This is a genomic window from Nonomuraea basaltis (assembly GCF_005893125.1).
GTDB classification, from domain to species: domain Bacteria; phylum Actinomycetota; class Actinomycetes; order Streptosporangiales; family Streptosporangiaceae; genus Nonomuraea; species Nonomuraea basaltis.
In genome coordinates this window covers 1-15,553 of sequence record NZ_VCJS01000271.1, presented here as the reverse complement: position 1 = coordinate 15,553, position 15,553 = coordinate 1, and the positions used below count along the sequence as shown (strand labels likewise).

Below are 15,553 nucleotides of genomic sequence, written 5' to 3'. Positions count from 1 at the left end.
GTACAAGAGACAGAGCACGCCCACCGGCCTACGCGGCCGCCACCCGACCGGCACGCCCACCACCCGACCGGCACCCACCACCCGACCGGCACCCACCACTCGACCGGTGCGTCCACCAGCCGCCGTGTCAGCGCTGCCGGCCGGGCACCCTGCCGGCGCTGCCGGCCCCCACGCCTGCCGTCAGAGGCGCCACAGACCACCGTCCAGAGGCGCCGGGCTCCTGGGGCACCGGCCCGCTTGGGGCGCACCAGCGGCCGTCGTGGGGCCGTCCTCGGAACACGTGCCGTCGCCATGGCGATCCGCCTCCCTGCCATGGATGCTCACCGGCCGGCGGCTGAGAGCCGGGCCGAAGTTCCCCGGATGGCTCAAAGCGGCCCGGTCACAGCGGCGGGAAGTTGGGTGGGCGGCGCTCCAGGAAGCTGGTGACGCCCTCGGCGAAGTCCGGGCGGCCGAAGGAGGCGATCATCTCCTGGGTCGCCGCCTTGGCGGACGCCTCCAGCGTGGCGTCCCAGTCGTGCCAGACCTGCCGCTTGATCACCGCCATCGACGCCGGCGAGCTGTGCACAGCCAGCTCCCGGGCGTACGCCCGCGCCTCCGCCACCACCCGATCCCCCGGCACCGCCCGGTTGACCAGCCCCAGCTCGTACGCCTCCCGCCCCGTGAACACCCGTCCCGACAGCAGGATGTCCATGGCCCGCTGCTGCCCCATGATCCGGGGCAGCACCCACGACAGCCCGTACTCGGCGATCAGCCCGCGACGCGGGAAGGCAGTGGTCCATTTGGCGTCCTCGGCCGTGAAGACGAGGTCGCAGACGAGCGCGTGCACCATGCCCAGCCCGGCGCAGGCCCCGTTCACGGCCGCGATGATCGGCTTGCCGATGGTCGTCGGGAAGGTGTTGGGCCGGGGGTCGGGGATCGCGTCGTAGGAGCCGGTCTGGATGGCGTTCAGCGTCTTGAAGTCGGCCCCCGAGCAGAACCCCTTCCCGGCACCGGTGACCACCACGGCCCGGACCTCGGGGTCCTTCTCCGCCTCCGCCAGGAGGTCGAAGTAGCGCCGCCCCATCGCGTCCGTCCAGGCGTTCAGCGTGTCGGGACGATTGAAGGTCAGTGTGAGCACGCCCTGGTCAACAGATGAGAGCACGAGTTCCGCCATGCCCTAACCGAACCATGTTCTAGCCTGGGGCGGCAAGTAGCGTGGCCCCATGAACCGAGACCTCGCGTGGGACGGTTGCCACAACGTCCGTGACCTGGGCGGTTTGCCGGCCGCCGGCGGCGCGCTGCTCGGCCGGCCCGACTACGTTCGCGCGGGCGGCCTGAGCGCGCCGGACCTGGTCGCGCTGCGCGAGCGGCTAACGGTGGTGGACGAAGGCCGGGGTGAGGACGCTGGTGTCGTAGTAGCGGTGGAAGACCGGGGTGGCGCTGCCCGATAGCGGCGGCACGATCCACGACCAGTCGGCCGGGCAGACGCGCCCCGCCTTCTCCTCCTTCGCCAGATGGGCGAGGAAGCGCCGCGACTCCGTGTGGTGGTCGGTCATCGTCACCCCGGCCCGCTCGAACGAGTGCAGCACCGCCACGTTCAGCTCCACCAGCGCGTGGTCGCGCCAGAGGGAGCGCTCGGTGGAGGTGTCCAGGCCGAGCCGCTCGGCGACCACCGCGAGCTGGTCGTACCGGTCGGCGTCGGCGAGGTTGCGGGCGCCGATCTCGGTGCCCATGTACCAGCCGTTGAAGGGCGCGCACGGGTAGCAGATGCCGCCGATCTCCAGGCACATGTCCGAGATGGCCGGTACGGCGTGCCAGCGCAGCCCCAGGTCGGCGAACCACGCGTAGTCGGGGTGCACCAGCGGCACCTCCAGCACGGCGTCGCCGGGCACGTTGCACAGGAGCGGATCCCCGAGCCCGGGCTGGATGATCAGCGGCAGCACGTCGAACCGGCCGCCGGACCCTCCGCTCCACCCGAGCGCCTTCGCCATGTCGGTGAGCTCGGCGTTCCTGGGGTCGCCGACGATGCCGGCGCGGGTGCGGTGCCCGGCGTAGCGGATGAGCTGGTCGTTCAGTATCCGGGGGCCGGGGAGGGCAGGGGTGTCGGGCGGCAGGACGGTGACGGTAGGCCTGATCTTGCCATTGCTGGTGGCCTCGCGCAGATGGGAGACGCATTCGAGGGCCACCCCCTCGGCGGTGCTCACCTGCCTGCGGTCGCGTACCCGCAGGGAGCGCCAGTAGAGCCGGCCGATGCAGCGGCTGCTGTTGCGCCAGGCCACGCGGGCGCCGAACTCGAGCTCCTCGAACGTGTGCGTGTAGGTGCCCGAGCGGGCGATGTCCCTGGCGACGTCGCGCAGCCGGGCGTACAGGCCGCCGGCGGAGGGGTTCTCGGCGTGGAAGAGCTTGATGAAACGCTCCGCCTCGCGCAGGTCGGTGGTTCGATCGAGCCATGTCCGCATGGCCGGCACATCGAAGGGACGCAGGGACGTGATCCAGGTACGCACGCGACAACCAGCACTTCTCCGTCATCGGATCGCCCCGCCGGGTTCCGGGCTCGGCGGCACGTCCTGGTGGCGGCGCCCTTCCCTCGCCTCCGTCACAACTTTGTCCGCGGCTCCGGCCCCAGAGGACCGGCCTCTCCATCCTTCCCCGCGAACCCGGCTTTGTCCCGTCAAATCAAAAAGCGCGTGATCGCCCTGTTACAAAGCGTGAGATGGGTGGCGACTCCGGAGGATCGGGCTCGCAGGATCCCCATAACGCGATCAAGGCCCCTCCCGGATCTGGGAAGGGCCTTGGATATTGGCTCCCGCGATAGGACTCGAACCTATAACCTGCCGGTTAACAGCCGGCTGCTCTGCCGTTGAGCTACGCGGGATCGACCGTTTGCGCTGATCGTCGGGGCAGTGTGGCCCCTTCGCCGTGCGCAGGAATAGATTAGCGCACTCCAGGAGTGCGTGTCGCATCGTTAGCGGGGTAGGCCCGGAGACAGCGGAGGTGCGAAATGCGATATCGGATGACATTCGCTGTTGGTCTGGCGATCGGCTACGTGCTGGGCAGCCGGGCCGGACGCGAACGGTACGAGCAGATCAAGCGCACGGCGCAGCGCGTGGCCGACAATCCCCGGGTCCAGGAGGTCGCGGGCGTGGTCGGCGCACAGGCGTCGAAGTACGCGGGAATGGCCAGATCCAGGATGGGTGACACGCTGCAGCAGCGGATCCCGTTCCTGCACGGCGACGCCCACAAGCACGACGGCGGCACCGGCTGGCCGGACGATGAGGAAGCGGACGAGAAGACCCGCGAGAGCGGGATCCCTTATTAGAAAGGCGCGCATGGGTGTGTGGGACTTCACACGCCCATGCTGCGCCGCACTCCCTCCAGGGCCTGTTCGGCCTGCGCGCGCAGGCCGGGGTCCGAGGGGTCGAGCCCGTCGTCGAAGACGAGGGTCCAGCCGAGCACCTCGCCGCCTGGCCGGCGCCTGGCCACCAGCCGCACGCCGCCCCTCCCTGGCAGGTTGACGTGCTTGTTCACCACGATCGTGGAGTTGACGCGCTCGCGGATGGTCTCGGGCAGCATCCGCGGCTCGGAGATCCGCTCGAAGTGCCGTGTGCCGTCCATGGTGAGGACCCGCAGCCCGTCCTCGTCCCACGACGCCTTGTCGATCTCCTCGTACGGCACCCGCGTCCCGTCGGACAGGAACAGCGCGAGGTTCGTGGCCACCACGTGGCCGTCGCTGGACGTGGCGAACGTCAGCACCCGCTCCCGCGGCTCGGTAGCGAGGGATTTGCGCACGTCGGCGGGCAGGCGGCGGAGAAAGCTCATTCCACCACGGTATCGGCGAGCAGGTCGAGGGTGAGCGCCGCGCTCCAGGAGAAGTCCCGGCAGCCGCGCCCGCTGCCGTCGAAGGGGTCGAAGCACTCGCGGAAGCCGGCCTGCCGCACCAGGCGCAGGGTGCCGTTGGTGAGCTGCTGGGCGAGCTGGTCGAGGGAGTGCACGGCCGCGGCCCGGCGCAGCAGCCAGTTGGTGTTCACCCACGAGGGCCCGCGCCAGTAGCGGGTGCGGTCGAACTGGGTGGCGCGGATCTCGCAACTGGGCACCGGGTACCCGGTGGCGCCCATGAACCTGGCCGACTCCAGCATCTCGACGGCGGCGTGCAGGTGCTCGCTGGGCAGCCCGGGATCGAGCAGCGGCCCGAATCCGCCCACCGTGCACACCTTGATCAGCCGGTCGGTGCGCAGGTCCCTGGCGTAGAAGCAGCCGTCCCACAGCCGGTCGAGCATGGCCTGCCTGATGCGCTCGGCCTGCTCCACATGGGGTGCGGGATCGGCGTGCGCGAGCGGCGCCAGCTCCGCCAGGGCCTGGCAGGAGGCCAGCCAGATGCCGTTGAACATGGGGTCCTCGACCGCGAACGGATGCTCGTCGCGCAGGTAGCCGGCACTGTAGCCGGCGTCGCGGTAGCGCATGGCGAGCCAGACGTACCGGTCGTTGTCGCTGTCAGGGTGGCGCTCGTCGAGCTCCACACCGCGATAGCCGTACCTGATCATGGGGAGCGCGGCCAGCGGCTGGTCCCAGGCCGGGCTGTCGTCCATGCCCGACTCCCACGGGTGAACGATCGCGGCCAGGCCGGCGCCGCCGAGGTCGCGGGCCGAGGCGAGGTAGTCGTGCTGGGCGACCAGCGCCGGGTACGCCTTCCTGACGAAGGCCTCGTCGCCGGTGTGCCGGTAGAGCCACCACAGCGCCAGCCCGTGCAGCGGCGGGGCGGTCAGTCCCGAGGTGAGCACGTGCGGCGCCGCTTCGTGCTCCTGCGAACGCCACACGGAGGGCCCGGGGAAGTACGCCTCCCGCGTGTGGAAGACGATGTGCGGCACCATCCCGGTCGCCCACTGCCCGCGCAGCAGACTGAGCAGCTCCTCGCGGGCCCGGTCCGGCCGGTGCCTGGCCAGGCCGATGACGACGAACGCGGAGTCCCAGCTCCATTGGTGCGGATAGAGCCCTGGGGCGGGCACGGTGCCAGTGCCCGTCCAGTTCGCCTCGAGCACGGCCAGGGCCTCGCGCCCGAGCGCGGCATCGTCGACCGCCGGCCGCGCCTCCATCACCCAACTATGACTGGGGATCCCTCAGGAAGCTATGTCCTCTTGACCCACTTTGAGAGGAGCATGGCGCCGAAGACGACGGCGCCGATGATGAGGCCCCACTTGAGGAGCGTGAGCGCGAAGCCCACGAGGGGCCCGAGCAGTACGAGTGCGACGACGACCGCCGCGATGATCAGAAGTATGCGTCCCATGTCTGCAACGGTAAGAGATCGTTTAAGCGGATTGCAGGTGACACAGGGTTGAATCAGGGACAAGTCAGGGGTCTCCCCGAGCCAAAGGAACTAAACCGGTCAGACCCCCCGTTGAGCCGGTATATACGGGGAATCGGGGGGCCTCTTCACGGGGAGCGTGATGAGTCTGGGACCACCCATGAGCAGGGAAGGCGTCGAGCATGCGCTGCGCGCTCGAGCCGACGAACGCGACCGCATCTCCGGCGACCTGCTCGATCTCGAATCCCACACCACCTACCAGTTACTCAGGGGAGCCTCCTTACGCGGCGCGACCGAACACCGCTGGGCCGCGGCGCACGACGCGCTGGCCGCCCTGTGGCGGCTCAACGACGCCTACCGTGAGGTGCTGCGCGACGCCGAGCAGATCAGGGCCTCGCGGGCCAAGCTGAGCGCCGAGCAGCTCGCCGAGCTGACGGCGCTGCTCGCCGGCGATTCCGTGGTGCTGCGGGCCGCCGCCAAACCCGTCGAGCGGCGCTCCCTGCTGCCCCAGCAGGACGAGCGGCTGACCCTCGACCAGACCGTGACGCGGATGGACGCCGCGTTCCAGGAGGTCACCTCCACGCTCAACGACATCGACGACCGATGGAACGCCCTGCTGCCCCGTCTCGACGCCGCCGACAGCGACCTGCGCCAGGTCCGCGACCTCGAGCTCGAGCTCGGCGAGAGCGCTGCCGGCCTGGGCGCGCAGGAGGCCGAGCTGAAGCGCATGCGCGCCGCCGTGGTGGAGGACCCGCTGGGCGCGGCCGTCGAGCAGGACCTGGACCGGCTCGTCCGGCTCCTGTCCGCCTCGCTGGCCGAGCTGGACCTGGCGATGGTCGTCAAGCGGGACTTCGCCAGGCGCCGCGAGGACCTGGTGGCCGCGCTGGACGGGGTGCGGGCGGCCGAGAGCGAGGCCAGGCTGGCCCACGGCGCGGTCGTGGTCAAGATCGCCCTGCCGCCCCAGGCCCAGCCGCGGAGCAGGGTCGACGCCCTGGCCGCCACGCTGGACGCGCTCGACGTCTCGGCCGACACCTGGGTGCTGCGCGCCAAGCGGCTGGCGGAGCTGGAGAGCGACGCCCGCAAGGCCGCCGAGCAGGCGCAGGCCACGGCGAAGGCGCTGTACGGCCTGGTCGGCAGACGTGATGAGCTGCGCGGGCGGCTCGGCGCCTGCCAGGCGATGGCGGTGCGCAAGGGGATGGCGGAGGACCCGAACGCGTCCGAGCTGTTCGAACGGGCGCGCGCGCTGCTGTGGAGCGCCCCCTGCGATCTGACGAAGGCGGCGGCGGCCGTCGAGACCTACCAGCGCGCGATACACGGAGGTACGCCATGACCCGATGCGCGCAGCCAGGCTGCACGGGCACGATCGAGGAGGGCTACTGCGACCTGTGCGGCATCGCGGAGAGCTCGCCCCCGCCTCCCGTCCCGGTGCCGGCCCAATCGTCGTCACCGCACACACAGCCGGTGAGCAGGCCGATGACCGGGCCGACGAGCAGCGGCAGGTCGCGGGCCGGGGTGCTGGCCACCATCGCCGACCTGCCGTCGGTGCCCTACCGCGACCCCGCCACCGCCGTGATGACCAACCCGGAGGTGCCCGAGGACAAGCGGTTCTGCGCCAACGGCGCGTGCGGCAAGCCCGTCGGCCGCTCCAGGGACGGCCGGCCCGGGCTCACGGACGGATTCTGCCCGCACTGCCGCACCGCGTTCTCCTTCACGCCGAAGCTGGACAAGGACGACCTGGTGGCCGGCCAGTACCGGGTGCTGGGCTGCCTGGCGCACGGCGGCCTCGGCTGGATCTACCTGGCCGCCGACGAGAACCTCGACGGCCGGTGGGTGGTGCTCAAGGGCCTGCTCAACACGAACGACGCCGAGGCGCTGGCGGCGGCGGAGGCCGAGCGGAAGTTCCTCACCACGGTCGACCACCCCAACATCGTCAAGATCTTCAACTTCCAGCGGTCAGCCGGGCACGGCTACATCGTCATGGAGTACGTCGGCGGCCAGTCCCTGCACGAGCTGCGCCGCCAGGGCCCGCTGCCGCTGCGCGAGGCCCTGCTGTACGGGCGGGAGATCCTGCAAGCGTTCGGCTACCTGCACGAGCACGGCCTGGCCTACTGCGACCTCAAACCGGCCAACGTGATCAGGGTTGGCAAGCGGCTCAAGCTCATCGACCTGGGCGCGGTGCAGCCCATCGGCTCGCCGCCCGGCACGTCGTGGGCCACGCGCGGCTACCACGCCCCCGAGCTGGAGACGCATCCGTCGTCGGTGACCACCGACCTCTACACCGTGGCCAGGACGCTGGCGGTGCTGGCGATCCCGGGGTTCAGCCCCGTCGTGAACGGCACGGAGGCACCGCTGCCGCAGGACTGCGGGCACCCGTCGTTCACCCGGCTGCTGCGCAAGGCGACCGCCGCCAACCCGGCCGACAGGTTCCAGAGCGCGTGGGAGATGGAGGAGCAGCTCGTCGGGGTGCTGCGGGAGGTCTGCGCCATCGAGGACGGGGTGCCGTACCCGCATTCTTCGACGCTGTTCGGGCCGGAGCGCACGGCGGTCGGGACGGCGCTGTCGGAGGAGGACGACAAGGTGTTCGGGCCGCTCGACCCCGTGCCGGCCGCGAAGGGCCTGCCGGTGCCGCTGGTCGACCCGGCCGACCCGGCGGCGGGCGCGCTGGCCGGGCTGCTCGGCCGCGACGGCAAGGAACTGATCGTCCAGCTCACGTCGATGCCGCCGACTCCCGAGACGAAGCTCATGTATGCCAGGCTCCTGGCCGAGGCGGGCGCGGCGGAGGCGCCCGGCGCGCTGCACAAGCTGACCATGGAGCTGCCCGGCGACTGGCGGGTCAGCTGGTACCGCGGCGTGCTGGCGCTGGCCACCCGGCAGGCCGACGTGGCGGTGTCGATGTTCGACTCATGCCTGTCGATGCTGCCGGGCGAGGCGGCGCCCAAGCTGGCGCTGGCCTTCGCCCTGGAGTACGCCGGACAGGCGGCGGCCCCCTGGTACGACACCGTCTGGCGGACCGACCACACGTACGTGAGCGCGGCGTTCGGACTGGCCAGGACGGGCAGGATGGGCGTGCTCGACGAGGTGCCGGCCACGTCGAGCTACCGGGTGGCGGCGCAGATCGCGCTGGCGGCCTCCGCGGTACGCCGCTCCGACCCGAGCGGGATCGTCCCGAAGGACCTGGTGGCCGCAGGAGAGCGGCTGGCGAACCTGGCCGACCTGGACCCGCACCGCCGCGACCTGCTCACCGCCGAGCTGCTGCACGGCGCGCTGGACTGGCTCGACGCGAACCCACCGCCGCCGAACCTGCAACTGGCCGGGGCGCGGTTCACCGAGCCCGCGCTGCGCAGGCGGCTGGAGACCATCTACCGCAAGCTGGCGGTCGCGGCGGTCTCCCGCCAGGAACGCCACGCCCTCATCGACCAGGCGAACGCCGTACGACCTAGGACGTGGCTGTAATGGATCCGCAGCAGAGGCAGGATGCCGGGACATGCCCGGTTTGTGAGGCGTCCGTGCTGGCCGGCGACGTCTACTGCGAGGCGTGCGGGCACCCGCTGGGCGCCCCGGCCTGCGCGTCCTGCGGCGCCGCGGCCGTCGACGCGGAGGGCTACTGCGAGCGGTGCGGCCTGCGCCAGCCCACCGGCAGGGACCACGCGGAGACGGTGCTCGACGGCGGCGCGGCGGCCGTGACGGACAGAGGGCTGCGCCGCAGCCGCAACGAGGACGCGATGGCGCTGCTCACGTCCGGCGACGCGGTGGTGACCGTGGTGTGCGACGGCGTGGGCAGCTCGCCCAGGGCCGACGAGGCGTCCGCGGTCGCCGTCGAGACCGCGTCCGCCGCGCTGGCCAGGGGGCTGTCCCATCAGGAGGCGTTCGACCTGGCCGGCCGGGCGGTGACCAAGCTGGCGACCTCCGTACACGACGCCCCGGCCTGCACCTACATCGCGGCCGTCGCCGGGCCGGACCGGTTCACGCTCGCCTGGGCGGGCGACACCCGGGCCTACTGGCTGGGCGCTGATGGATCCGCAGGCCAGGAAGTCGTCTACGGCACGCTGCTGACCGAGGACGACGCGGTGGAGACCGGCGAGATCACCGCGTGGCTCGGCGCCGACGCCGAGGACGTCGCCCTCCACGTACAGGCCTTCAAGCCGCCCGCGCCCGGCCTGCTGCTGGTCTGCAGCGACGGCCTGTGGCGCTACCTGGACGGCTACGCCTTCCCCAGCGCCGGCGCCCCGCTCCAGAGGGCCCGCGAGATGCTGCGGCACGCGTTGGACTCCGGCGGCCAGGACAACATAACGATTGCTTTGATCCCCCTAGGAGACGCGCATGAGTGACCAGCCCGCGTTCACGCTGAACATCGACCAGAACAAGTACCTCCCCCTCGACGGCCGCGAGGTGCACGCCATCCTCGCCGTCGGCTCCACGGGCGGCGTCACCACGCGGGCCGTGTCGACCGAGGCCGCCGAAGTGATCATCATTGACACGTCCGGCTCGATGAGCGGCGGCAAGATCCGCGAGGCCCGGCAGGCGGCCGCGACCGCCGTTCAGACGCTGCGCGACGGCGTTCACTTCGCGGTGATCGCCGGCACCGAACAGGCCAAGATGGTCTATCCGGGCGGCAATCCGCACCTGGTCAAGGCCACCCCGGCCACCAGGGCCGAGGCCGAGCGGGCGATCGGCCGGCTGCTCGCGCACGGCGGCACCGCCATCGGCGAGTGGCTGAAGCTGGCCGGGCACCTGCTGACCTCCCAGCCGTCGGCGATCAAGCACGCGCTGCTGATGACCGACGGCCAGAACAACGAGCGCGCCGAGGTGTTCGGCTCCGTGCTGGCCGGCTGGAGCGGCAAGTTCGTGGTCGACTGCCTCGGGGTCGGCGACGACTGGGTGCCCGCCGAGCTGCGGAAGGTGGCCGAGGCGATGCTCGGCACGTTCGACTTCGTCCGCAACCAGGGGGATCTGCCCGACTACTTCCGCAGGCTCACGCAGACGTCGATGAGCAAGACCGTGGCCGAGCTGTCGCTGCGGGTGTGGGTGCCGCAGACGGCGCGGCTGAAGTTCGTCAAGCAGGTCTCCCCCGTGCTGCTCGACCTGACCGGTAAGCGTACCGACGTCAATCCGCTGACAGGCGACTACCCGACGGGCTCCTGGGGCGCGGAGGAGCGCGAGTATCACATCTGCGTCGAGGTGCCGCCCGGGCAGATCGGGCAGGAGATCAGGGCGGGCTGGGTCAAGCTCGTACGACCTGACACCCAGGACGTCGTGGCCAGCGGCAACGTGCTCGCCCAGTGGACCGACGACCTGGCGCAGTCCACCCGGATCAATGGGAAGGTCGCCCACTACACCGGTCAGGCGGAGCTGCACGAGCTGATCCAGGACGGGCTCAGCGCCAGGGCCGTGGGCGACGTCGACACCGCGACCGCCCGCCTGGCCAAGGCCAGGGAGCTGGCCGCCGAGTCAGGCCGCGAGGACACCGCCAAGCTGCTGGAGAGGGTGGTCGAGGTCGATCCCGTCACCGGCACGGCCCGGCTGCGCAGGAACGTGGACAAGGCCGACGAGATCGAGCTCGACACCGGCTCGGTGCGCACCAGCCGGCTGCGCAAGGAAGGACACTGATGGCGACCTGCCCGCAGGGGCACGCGTCGGGCGCCGACGACTACTGCGACGTGTGCGGAACGCAGATGACGGCGGCGCCCCCGTCCTCGTCCTCGGCCCCCGCCCCGGCGCCCGCCGATGCAGCGGCCGAGAGCTGCCCGATCTGCCAGACGCCGCGCGCCGGGCAGTTCTGCGAGGTGTGCGGGCACGACTACAGCGGCAGCGGCAGCGGCGCTCCCTTCCAGCTCCCGGCGACCGGGGCCCGGTGGGAGGCCGTCACCGCCGCCGACCGTGCGTACTACGAGAAGGTCATCGCCGAGGGCGGTCCCGACGCCGACGCGGTGGCGTTCCCGCCCTACTGCCCCGAGCGCTCGTTCGGGCTGCACGGCGAGCAGGTACGCATCGGGCGGCACAGCCGGGCCAGGAACCTGGCGCCCGAGATCGACCTGACCGGGCCGCCGGAGGACCCGGGCGTCTCGCACCTGCACGCCGTGCTGCTGGCCCAGCCGGACGGCTCGTGGATGCTGGTCGACCCCGGCTCCTCCAACGGCACCCAGCTGAACGGCCGACCGCTCAAGCTCAACGTGCCCGTCAAGATCGGCCCCGGCGACCGGATCCACCTGGGCGCGTGGACCGTCATCACGATCAGGGAGGGCACGCCGTGACCCTGGTCCAGACCCGGGGCGCCGCGCCTGAGGTGCGTCAGAGCGTGCCCGGCCGAATCCGGGTCATCTCCGGCATCACCGTCGCCTCGCTGGCGCTGCTCTTCGTGGCGCTCGCGGTCGGCAGCTCCAGCGCCCGCGACGGCCTGCAGGTCATCGGCCGCGACGCCGGGCCGCAGGTGGTCGCCGCCGCCGGGCTCTACCTCGCGCTGAGCGACATGGACGCGCAGGTCGCCAACGCGCTGCTGATCGGGAGGGGGTACGCCCGGCAGCGCAGCGAGGCGATCGACCGGTACGAGCGGCAGCGGTCGGAGGCGAACAAGGCGCTGCTGGAGGCGTTCGAGCTGTCCGGCGACAACCCGGCCGAGCGGCGGACCGTGCAGTCGGTGCTCGACGGGCTCGGCAGGTACGAGCGGCTGGCCGGGCAGGCGCTGCTGCTCGACGAGCGGTCCAAGCACGCGCCCGGGCCGCCGCCCGAGGACGTCGTGGCGATCTACCGCCAGGCCACCGACCTGATGCGGCTGGAGCTGCTGCCGCAGGCGTACAACCTGACCCTGGAGAACGGCACGATCGTGCGCCGCACCTACGACGAGAAGGCGCTCATGGTGCCTCTCCTGCGGGTCGCGGTGCTGCTGGCCGGGCTGATCGCGCTGGGCTGCCTGCTCTGGCTGCAGGTCTTCCTGGCCAGGCGCTTCCGCCGGGTGTTCGGGCCCGCGCTGCTCGTCGCCACGGTGACGACCTTGGTGGCGGTGTTCTTCGGGGAGGCCGAGCTCGGGCGGGACGTGGAGGCGCTGCGGCAGGCCAAGTCGGCCGGGTTCGACTCGATGCTGACGCTGGCCAAGACACGCGCGATCAGCAACAGCATGCAGGGCGACCAGAGCCGCTACCTGCTGGACAAAGAGCGGGCCGACACCTACGAGCACACGTACCTGGACAAGTCGCTGTCAGTGATGTACGTCGAGGCGGGCAACCTGGACACCTACCACAGCAAGGTGGCCACGGGCTCGAACAACTTCCTCGGCCTGCTGGGGCCCGAGCTCGTCGGCGCGCAGGGCGCGAAGGTGCTGGGGGCGTACCGCGGCTTCCAGGCCGCCGACGACGACTTCCGCGAGCTGGTCAGGAGTGGCCGGGCCAACGAGGCGGTCGCGGCGCGGCTCGGCCAGGTCACCGCCTCGTTCGACGCCTACGACCGCACGCTGGTGGCGCTGGCCGGCCAGCACGAGGACGTGTTCAAGCGCGCGATCAGCACCGGCGAGAGCGCGCTGGAGGAACTGTGGCGGCTGCTGCCGTTCGCTATCGGCGGGATCGGCCTGCTGGTGATCGGCGGCGTGTGGCCACGACTCAAGGAGTACCGGTGAAGCGCGTGGTGGCGGTGGTGGCGGCCTTGGCGGCCGCGGGGGTGGTCGCGGGCTGCGGCACCGGCGGGCCGGAGTCGATCGTCGACAAGGACTCCCTGGTCATCGGGGTGCGTCCGGACCTGCCCTCGGTCGGGTTCCGCAAGTCCGACGGCACGTTCGAGGGCTTCGACGTGGACGTGGCCCGCTACGTCGCCGCCAAGCTCGGCAAGGACCACCTCTTCGTGCCCGTGCTGGCGGCAGGCCGGGAGAAGGCGCTGGTCGACGGACCGGCCGACCTGGTGGTGGCGACGTACACGATCAGCCAGGACCGCAAGGCCAAGGTGCTGTTCGCCGGGCCCTACCACATCTCGTACCAGGACATCCTGACCCGGTCCGGCGAGACGATCAAGAACGTGCGCGAGCTCAAGGGCCGCAAGATCTGCGAGGTCCAGGGGTCGAACGCGGCCCAGCGGGTCGTCGAGGAGCGCGAGGTCGCGGCGCAGGTCGTGCCGTTCGCCGACTACAAGGCGTGCCTGACGGCGCTGAAGGGCGGGCAGGTCGACGCGGTCACCACCAACGACGTCATCCTGGCGGGCCTGGCCAAGCAGGACGGCTCGGGGCTGCGGCTGAACAACGCGCAGTTCAACGAGCAGCGCACCGGGGTCGGCCTGCGCAAGGGCGACGTGCCTGGCTGCGAGGCGGTCAACCGGGCGATCACCGACATGTACCAGGACGGGACGGCGGCGAAGCTGCTGGACAAGTGGTTCGGCGGGTCGGGGCTGGACCTGAGCACGATCGCGGTCCCGCAGTTCGAGGGCTGCTCCTGAACGTGCGGGCGGGCCGGGGCTCTCGCCTCCCCGGCCCGCTCGAACGGCCTCGCACGGCCTCGAAGGGTCAGTCCAGGTAGTCCCTGAGCATCTGGGCACGCGTCGGGTGGCGGAGCTTGGCCAGGGTCTTCGACTCGATCTGCCGGATGCGCTCCCGCGTGACCCCGAACTCCCTGCCCACCTCCTCCAGCGTGCGCGGATGCCCGTCGGCCAGGCCGAAGCGGAGCTGGATGATGCGCTGCTCCCGATCCGACAGCGTGGCCAGGATGTCGTCGAGCTGGTCCTGCAGCATGATGAAGGCCGCGGCCTCCATGGGCACGACAGCGTCGGCGTCCTCGATGAAGTCACCGAGGTCGGAGTCCTCCTCGCCGATCGGCGACTGCAGCGACACGGGCTCCTGGGCGATGCGCTGGATCTCCACCACGCGATCGACAGGGAGGTCCATCTCCTTGGCGATCTCCTCGGGAATCGGCTCGCGGCCGAGGTCCTGGTGGAGCTGGCGCTGAACTCTGACGAGCTTGTTGATGGTCTCCACCATGTGCACGGGAATGCGGATGGTACGCGCCTGGTCGGCGATGGCCCGGGTGATCGCCTGCCTGATCCACCAGGTCGCGTAGGTGGAGAACTTGTAACCCTTCGTGTAGTCGAACTTCTCGACCGCCCGGATGAGCCCGAGGTTGCCCTCCTGGATCAGGTCCAGGAACAGCATTCCGCGGCCCACGTAGCGCTTGGCGATGGACACCACGAGCCTGAGGTTGGCTTCGATGAGCCGCTGTTTGGCTCGAGTGCCCTGCCAGACGAGCTCCCTGAACTCCGGGAAGGCCAGACGCGAGACCCCGTTGGCCAGCCTGTCCTCCGCGAACAAGCCGGCTTCGATCGACTTGGCGAGCTCCACCTCCTCCTCAGCGGTCAGCAAAGGCACGCGGCCGATCTCCCGCAGATAAATGCGGACGAGATCGCTGGTCGGCGCCCGCTTGCCTACGTCTTCCTCATCGGCGCGGGTGGACTCCTCGTCGCCCTGGGGCTCGAGGACCTCCACGCCGTTCTCGGCGAGCATCCGCACGACGCGTTCCAGCGCGTCGGACGGCAGCTCGGATCGGTCAAGCGCGGCTGCGACGTCATCGACGGTTACGCTCCCGCGCTCCCTTCCCTTCGCGACGAGGTCCGCCACCTGATCTACCGATGGCGGTCCACTTGGCAGCACCGATGCACCCACGGGAGACAGTCTGCAGTATTGGTTCCATCAAATGGCAGACCCATTTTTGTCACAGAAGGTAAGACGATCGTCCTTACCGAATTGAGATCGGAATAAGGTTTAGCCGAAGATTGATCAGGAAAGTAAAGTCAATTACGCGATCAGGATTCACGCGCCCGGCGACGCTGCCCGGCCGGACGCAACTCTTCTGCTGCCCGGACAACGTTGTCCAGCCCCTTTGTCACCATTTGGACCGCGCCAAGTTCCCTGGTCAACCACTCTGTAATGCCGCTTGGATCGCGGCCGAACCGTTATCAACCGCCTGTGCGACAGACCGGTCCTCTGGGCGTTCGGCACGAGTTCGCGATCTCTCTCGTGCCCGCGTTCACCTCGATTCTGATCGACTCGGTCAGCCGGTCGCCGTCGACGCGCAGCATCACCTCGCGGTGGCCTGTCCGGGTCGCCTTTGCGGGCCGTGTCCCGGGCTGATGATCGATTCGGCCGGTTTCGACGTGCCGAAGTCCGAGCGCGACGCCCACCGCGCCGCCGCCCAACCCCCACTCGGTAGGCCCGGTGTACGGCTCGGCGAGCAGCTTCGGCAGCCCCTGTAGGTGGCTCAGCGGGCCGGACGGACGGGTGGGCGGCTCGGCGGGTCAGCGGGCCGGGGG

Annotated in this window: 15 protein-coding genes and 1 tRNA gene; 9 read left to right on the top strand and 7 right to left on the bottom strand. The window is 70.7% G+C overall.

Annotated features, from left to right (window positions below):
• Positions 1–379 precede the first annotated feature (379 nt).
• The 3 genes from EJK15_RS59900 to EJK15_RS59890 form a co-directional block, all read right to left on the bottom strand.
• Positions 380–1,153: an enoyl-CoA hydratase-related protein gene (locus EJK15_RS59900; protein WP_138719310.1), complete on the bottom strand. Its 774-nt coding sequence runs from the start codon at positions 1,151–1,153 to the stop codon at positions 380–382.
• Between the two features lie 196 nt (positions 1,154–1,349).
• A complete protein-coding gene (locus EJK15_RS59895) occupies positions 1,350–2,438 on the bottom strand; it encodes a nitric oxide synthase oxygenase (RefSeq protein WP_138719309.1) in 1,089 nt (362 codons plus the stop codon).
• Between the two features lie 341 nt (positions 2,439–2,779).
• Positions 2,780–2,854, bottom strand: a tRNA-Asn gene (locus tag EJK15_RS59890).
• 126 nt (positions 2,855–2,980) lie between these two features.
• Between EJK15_RS59890 and EJK15_RS59885 the strand changes: the two genes are divergently transcribed.
• The gene (locus EJK15_RS59885; protein WP_138719308.1) at positions 2,981–3,298 is read left to right on the top strand and encodes a YtxH domain-containing protein; all 318 of its coding nucleotides are present in this window, start codon (positions 2,981–2,983) and stop codon (positions 3,296–3,298) included.
• 26 nt (positions 3,299–3,324) lie between these two features.
• Here the strand turns inward: EJK15_RS59885 and EJK15_RS59880 are convergent, their stop codons facing one another.
• Genes EJK15_RS59880 through EJK15_RS72010 form a run of 3 tightly spaced genes read right to left on the bottom strand, consistent with a single transcriptional unit; the run spans position 3,325 to position 5,260 of the window.
• Positions 3,325–3,798 (bottom strand): hypothetical protein, encoded by a 474-nt coding sequence (locus EJK15_RS59880; protein ID WP_138719307.1) that lies wholly within the window; start codon positions 3,796–3,798, stop codon positions 3,325–3,327.
• Positions 3,795–5,069, bottom strand: a complete 1,275-nt coding sequence (locus tag EJK15_RS59875) for an amylo-alpha-1,6-glucosidase (protein ID WP_171075225.1) — start codon at positions 5,067–5,069, stop codon at positions 3,795–3,797. Before EJK15_RS59875 ends, EJK15_RS59880 begins: the two co-directional genes overlap by 4 nt.
• Positions 5,070–5,101: 32 nt before the next feature.
• Positions 5,102–5,260, bottom strand: coding sequence for a hypothetical protein (locus EJK15_RS72010; protein ID WP_171075224.1), 159 nt, complete (start codon positions 5,258–5,260; stop codon positions 5,102–5,104).
• A 178-nt stretch (positions 5,261–5,438) separates the two neighbouring features.
• Here EJK15_RS72010 and EJK15_RS59870 point away from each other — a divergent pair, with 178 nt between their 5' ends.
• From EJK15_RS59870 to EJK15_RS59840, 7 genes are read left to right on the top strand one after another with little or no spacing between them, the layout of a single operon-like run.
• Positions 5,439–6,608: a hypothetical protein gene (locus tag EJK15_RS59870; RefSeq protein WP_138719305.1), complete on the top strand. Its 1,170-nt coding sequence runs from the start codon at positions 5,439–5,441 to the stop codon at positions 6,606–6,608.
• Positions 6,605–8,731 carry a serine/threonine-protein kinase gene (locus tag EJK15_RS59865; RefSeq protein WP_138719304.1) on the top strand — a complete coding sequence of 709 codons (2,127 nt, stop codon included), beginning with the start codon at positions 6,605–6,607 and terminating at the stop codon, positions 8,729–8,731. Before EJK15_RS59870 ends, EJK15_RS59865 begins: the two co-directional genes overlap by 4 nt.
• The gene (locus EJK15_RS59860; RefSeq protein ID WP_138719303.1) at positions 8,731–9,606 is read left to right on the top strand and encodes a PP2C family protein-serine/threonine phosphatase; all 876 of its coding nucleotides are present in this window, start codon (positions 8,731–8,733) and stop codon (positions 9,604–9,606) included. The genes EJK15_RS59865 and EJK15_RS59860 overlap by 1 nt, the downstream gene beginning before the upstream one ends.
• Positions 9,599–10,885: a vWA domain-containing protein gene (locus EJK15_RS59855; protein WP_138719302.1), complete on the top strand. Its 1,287-nt coding sequence runs from the start codon at positions 9,599–9,601 to the stop codon at positions 10,883–10,885. The genes EJK15_RS59860 and EJK15_RS59855 overlap by 8 nt, the downstream gene beginning before the upstream one ends.
• Positions 10,885–11,529, top strand: a complete 645-nt coding sequence (locus tag EJK15_RS59850) for an FHA domain-containing protein (protein WP_138719301.1) — start codon at positions 10,885–10,887, stop codon at positions 11,527–11,529. The genes EJK15_RS59855 and EJK15_RS59850 overlap by 1 nt, the downstream gene beginning before the upstream one ends.
• On the top strand, positions 11,526–12,884 hold the full coding sequence (locus EJK15_RS59845; protein ID WP_138719300.1) for a hypothetical protein: 1,359 nt from the start codon (positions 11,526–11,528) through the stop codon (positions 12,882–12,884). Before EJK15_RS59850 ends, EJK15_RS59845 begins: the two co-directional genes overlap by 4 nt.
• Complete coding sequence (locus EJK15_RS59840) at positions 12,881–13,690, top strand: transporter substrate-binding domain-containing protein (protein ID WP_138719299.1); 810 nt, start codon at positions 12,881–12,883, stop codon at positions 13,688–13,690. The genes EJK15_RS59845 and EJK15_RS59840 overlap by 4 nt, the downstream gene beginning before the upstream one ends.
• A 67-nt stretch (positions 13,691–13,757) precedes the next feature.
• Here EJK15_RS59840 and rpoD read toward each other — a convergent pair whose 3' ends face one another.
• Entirely contained in the window at positions 13,758–14,906 is a 1,149-nt protein-coding gene (gene rpoD, locus EJK15_RS59835; protein ID WP_420847170.1) for an RNA polymerase sigma factor RpoD, read from the bottom strand.
• A gap of 467 nt (positions 14,907–15,373) precedes the next feature.
• Between rpoD and EJK15_RS76850 the strand changes: the two genes are divergently transcribed.
• On the top strand, positions 15,374–15,496 hold the full coding sequence (locus EJK15_RS76850; protein ID WP_276615556.1) for a hypothetical protein: 123 nt from the start codon (positions 15,374–15,376) through the stop codon (positions 15,494–15,496).
• Positions 15,497–15,553: the final 57 nt, after the last annotated feature.